The sequence below is a fragment of the Polaromonas sp. P1_G4 genome, assembly GCF_056405475.1.
Genome location: NZ_JBFUCA010000385.1, coordinates 1 through 4,122, shown reverse-complemented (window position 1 = coordinate 4,122; position 4,122 = coordinate 1). Strand labels below are relative to the sequence as shown.

At 63.5% G+C, this 4,122-nt stretch carries 4 protein-coding genes; all 4 read right to left on the bottom strand.

What is annotated here, in order from left to right:
* Window positions 1–128: 128 nt before the first annotated feature.
* Window positions 129–1,208 carry an ABC transporter permease gene (locus AC1D1X_RS17110; protein ID WP_477669473.1) on the bottom strand — a complete coding sequence of 360 codons (1,080 nt, stop codon included), beginning with the start codon at window positions 1,206–1,208 and terminating at the stop codon, window positions 129–131.
* Entirely contained in the window at window positions 1,205–2,839 is a 1,635-nt protein-coding gene (locus AC1D1X_RS17105) for an ABC transporter ATP-binding protein (RefSeq protein WP_477669474.1), read from the bottom strand. The genes AC1D1X_RS17110 and AC1D1X_RS17105 overlap by 4 nt, the downstream gene beginning before the upstream one ends.
* On the bottom strand, window positions 2,836–3,501 hold the full coding sequence (locus AC1D1X_RS17100; RefSeq protein ID WP_477698726.1) for an alpha/beta fold hydrolase: 666 nt from the start codon (window positions 3,499–3,501) through the stop codon (window positions 2,836–2,838). The genes AC1D1X_RS17105 and AC1D1X_RS17100 overlap by 4 nt, the downstream gene beginning before the upstream one ends.
* A gap of 137 nt (window positions 3,502–3,638) precedes the next feature.
* Window positions 3,639–4,082 carry a VOC family protein gene (locus tag AC1D1X_RS17095; RefSeq protein ID WP_477669476.1) on the bottom strand — a complete coding sequence of 148 codons (444 nt, stop codon included), beginning with the start codon at window positions 4,080–4,082 and terminating at the stop codon, window positions 3,639–3,641.
* Window positions 4,083–4,122: the final 40 nt, after the last annotated feature.

Below are 4,122 nucleotides of genomic sequence, written 5' to 3'. Positions count from 1 at the left end.
GGATTTAATAGCTGGTTGCGCTTGTCTGTATTGGCTTGTGGCTATTATTTGCTTAAGAGCTGTGCGTGTAGCTTCAGCCCGGGCGGCAGTGGCCGCATGGGTTGGCAGGGCGCGGGTGCTGAAGAATTTCATGCGGCCCGGCCTTTTTCTTTTACGACCAGCCGGTATTGCGTCATCAACGTGGCCACCAGCACCGAGATCAGCGACGCCGCCACGATGACGTCAGCGATATAGGTGGGCACGCCCACGGCGCGGCTCATGGTGTCGGCGCCGACCAGCACGCCCGCCACAAACACGGCTGCCGCCAGAACGCCCAGGGGGTTGAGTGCGGCCAGCATGGCAATCACGATGCCGGTGTAGCCGTAGCCGGGTGACATGTCGAGCGTGACGTAGCTGGTGCGGCCCGCCACCTCAATGGCGCCGGCCAGCCCAGCCAGAGCACCCGACAACAGCGCAACCAGCACCACCGTGCGGGTGACGGGCACGCCGGCGAATGCCGCGGCTTTGGCGTTGGCGCCCACGGCGCGTATGTCAAAGCCCAGTACGGTGTACTTCAGCAAGGCCCACAGCGCTATAGCCAGCGCGGCGGCCCACAGCAGTCCGGTGTGGATGCGTGTCTGCGCGACGAGCCTGGAAAGCTCCAGCTCGCCCTGCAGCGCCACGCTTTGCGGCCAGCCCATGGCAGTGGGGTCTTTCATGGGGCCGTCGAGCATCGCCGACACGAACAGCAGCATGATGAAGTTGAGCAACAGGGTGGTGACGACTTCATCGACACCCAGGCGGGCCTTCAGCAAGGCCGGGCCCAGCAACAGCAGTGCGCCGGCAATGGCGGCGGCCAGCATCATCAGCCCGAACAGCAGCCAGATGGGCAAATCAAAACCGCTACCCCCGTGCATGCCGCCCACAGCCACGGCGGCCAGCGCGCCGGCATAAAGCTGGCCTTCCGCGCCAATGTTGAAAAGCCTCGCCTTGAAGGCCACCGTGGCGGCCAGGCCGGTCAGGATGAGGGGCACCGCACGGGTAAAGGTTTCGCTGAGGGCAAAGACGGAGCCAAAGCCGCCCTTGAACAGCAGCACATAGGTTTGGCCCAGCGGCGCACCGGCCCACAGCACCAGCAGTGCGCTGATCAGCAAGGTGAACGCGATGGCGCCGATGGGTGCCAGCACCAGGGCCCAGCGCGAGGTTTGCGTTCTTTTCTCCAACCTCATGAGGCCACTCCCAAYGCGGGCTCGGCACGGACACCGGCCATCGCCAACCCGATCAACTCTCGCGACCAAGTCTCGGCGGGCAGGGCCTCCGTCAGCTGGCCCGCGTGCATCACAGCCACTCGGTCGCCGAGCGCCACCACTTCGTCCAGGTCGTCAGAAATGACCAGCACGGCCGCGCCAGCGTCTCGCGCGGCGATCAGTTGCTGCTGCACATAGGCAACGGCACCAATGTCCAGGCCCCAGGTGGGCTGGTGGGCGATGATCAGTTTGGCCGGCTGGGGTGCGGTTTCGGAAGAGGGGAAACATTTTTCCGACGGGCCGCCCCTAGAAAAAATAGCCCCCTCGGGGGGCAGCGCAGTACGCGAAGCGACAAGCGTGGGGGCCACGAGCGCCCGCCCGAGGATGAGCTTTTGCATGTTGCCGCCCGACAGTGAGCGCGCCGCGGTGTGCGGCCCGCCGCCGCGCACGTCAAACTCGCGCATGATGCGGGCCGCATGGGTCTGCGCGGCCTTGCGCTTGACCCACAGCGCTTTGGAAAACGCCGGGCTGCGCAGGCGCTCTGACACGGCGTTTTCCCAGACGCTGAGGTCGCCGACCACGCCGACGCCATGCCGGTCTTCGGGGATGCGCGCCACGCCCTGGGTGACCAGCCAGGCTGGCGAGGCCTTCATGGGCTGACCCAAAAATGTCACAGAGCCCTGGCTGGCGGCGCGGGTGCCGCACAACAAGTCGGCCAGGGCGAGCTGGCCGTTGCCTGAGACGCCCGCAATGGCGACGATTTCACCGGCCCTGAGTTCGAGCGAAACGCCATCCAGGCGGTCTTGCCCCGCATTGGCCGTGCTGACACCTTCCAGTGTGCAGACCGGCAGGCCGGTTGACGGCGCGGGGCGGCGCTGTGTGCTGGTGACAGCATGGCCCACCATCCATTGCGCCAGCTGCGCCTGGCTGGTGCCGGCGGCTGGTGCTTCGGCCACCAGCTTGCCACCGCGCAGCACAGCCACACGGTTTGACACGCGCAGCACCTCGCCCAGCTTGTGACTGATGAAAATGATGGACAGGCCCTGCGCCACCATCTGGCCCAGCGTGCCGAAGAGCGCCTCGCTTTCCTGCGGCGTCAGCACGGCGGTGGGTTCGTCCAGGATCAGGATGCGTGCGCCGCGGTACAGGGCTTTCAGGATCTCGACCCGCTGGCGTTCGCCGACCGAGAGGCTGCCCACTTTGGCATCGGGCGCCACGGGCAAGCCAAAGCGCTGTGCCACCTCCAGCAATCTGGCGCGGGCTGCGCTGCGGCGTGAAAACAGCTGCCACAGCGGCTCGTCGCCCAGCATCACGTTGTCGAGCACGCTGAGGTTGTCGGCCAGTGTGAAATGCTGGTGCACCATGCCAACGCCGGCTGCCAGCGCGGCCTTTGGGTTGCCGGGCGGCAGCGGCTGGCCAAAGATTTCGATATCACCTTCGTCGGCTGTGTAGTGGCCGAAGAGGATGGACACCAGCGTGGACTTGCCGGCACCGTTTTCACCAAGCAGCGCGAGGATTTCGCCGCTGTGCAGCTCGAGCGAAATCGCGTTATTGGCAACCAGCGGGCCGAAGCGTTTGGTGATGCCACTGAGGCGAAGAACCGGGGCAGTCATGACGAGGCAGACCCCAGCTTGCGGCAGAACGACTGGATGGCCAACGCGGCGGGAGCTGGTGAGACTTGCAAAAGGCAATGCGGACCTTCTATTTTCACGATCTCTATGGACGGAAGGTCTTGCTTCAGAGATTGCGCGGCAGATGCAGGAACCACCTGATCCTGCGTTGCCTGCAGATACATCACCGGCACGTGGAGCTGTTTGAGTTTATCCCTCACATTCACATGAAGAACCTCTTGAGTTCGCTTGGCCATTGCTTGCGGTGAAAGCTGCCGCAGTGCCTGCTCAAGAGAGTTTCTCAGCTGGGGAGATGCAAATCTACCGAGCAAAAAGGGGCTGACAAGGCGGGTCAGCAGATGCGGAGGGATTTTCCGGGACACCCAGTTGTCCGCAAGATGGGAGACAAAGGAAAAGGCAGGACGGGGATTTTGCGCAAAAGTACAGCTCAGGATCACTCCACGCAAGCCGGCAGGCCGGGTAGCCGCAATGGAAATGGCCAAAGGCCCGGAAAAAGATTCACCCAGCAATACGAATGGCGCTGCGGTCATGCGCGCCAGGATGAACTTGTGCAAGTCGTCATAACCCAGCGCGTCATGTCCAGGGTAGCGCACGACTTCAACGTGCATGGATGGCGTCAGTGCGTTGACCAGCGGCGCAAGCAAATCTCCTRTGCCATCCATTCCGGGTAGCAAGATGAGCCGTAGAACAGGGAGAAGGGGCGCGGTCATCCGAAAGAAGCAGTGTTTAGCAATGTGGCTTTCAGATCAACAGGGACCGCAGCACTGGCGGCTGCGAATGCTTAACCGAGGGATTCCCAGTGGTCATGCCGGTCGCGCCGCTCCTGGCGGTAGTTGGTGATCTCCAGACGAAGGCCGTCGGGGTCGGTGAAAAAAGTGGCCCAGTAGTCGGGTGCGTATTCGCCGTGGTTGTGCGGCTCGCTGGCGTTGATGCCGGAGGCTTGCAGCAGCCGCGCGCATTCGGCCACGTCTTCGACAGTGTCTACGCGCAGGCAGAAGTGATGAAGGCCGGGCGAATACGAGTCGTGCGCGGCTTGCGAGCGGGCAGGCCGCAGCACATAACCAAAGTGGCGGTTGTAGTACTGGATGTGCGGGTCGCCGCCTATCGTGAAGGTGTTTTTGCGGCAGCTGAGCGTCTTGAGCATCAGCTTGTCGTAGAACGCTTCCGACTCGGCCATGTTGCTCACGGCAATGTAGATGTGGTCTATGCCGGTGAGCTCGGGCATGCTATTTCCAGGCGGCCAGGAACGCCAGCAACACCTTGGC

What these genes read in the sequence shown, in the direction of transcription:
- AC1D1X_RS17110 (WP_477669473.1), bottom strand. Translation starts at nt 1,208, where the DNA reads ATGAGGTTGGAGAAAAGAACGCAAACCTCGCGCTGGGCCCTGGTGCTG.
- AC1D1X_RS17095 (WP_477669476.1), bottom strand. Translation starts at nt 4,082, where the DNA reads ATGCCCGAGCTCACCGGCATAGACCACATCTACATTGCCGTGAGCAAC.